Below are 259 nucleotides of genomic sequence, written 5' to 3' on the forward strand. Positions count from 1 at the left end.
TCCATCAGGTAAGGGCGACCATTGACTTTGCGGATTTCCTTGCCTTCGGCAACCGGGGTGCCGACGCCGGTTGCAGTGAAGAAGGCCGGGATGCCGGCGCCGCCTGCACGCAGCTTTTCCGCCAGGGTGCCTTGGGGAGTGAGCACTACTTCGATTTCGCCGCTGAGCAGTTGCTTCTCGAACAGGGCATTTTCACCGACGTAGGAGGCGACGACCTTGCTGATCTGCTTGCCTTCCAGCAGCACGCCCAGGCCGAAAC

General features: G+C 61.4%; 1 protein-coding gene. It reads right to left on the bottom strand.

Annotated elements, in window-relative coordinates; all coding sequences use genetic code 11:
- Positions 1-259, bottom strand: a 259-nt coding sequence (locus AAEZ08_RS23140) for a CoA transferase subunit A (RefSeq protein ID WP_500125210.1), incomplete at both ends; no start/stop codon positions are given.

This window comes from Pseudomonas sp. E45-MNA-CIBAN-0222, from assembly GCF_040310405.1.
In the GTDB taxonomy this organism is placed as follows: domain Bacteria; phylum Pseudomonadota; class Gammaproteobacteria; order Pseudomonadales; family Pseudomonadaceae; genus Stutzerimonas; species Stutzerimonas stutzeri_AC.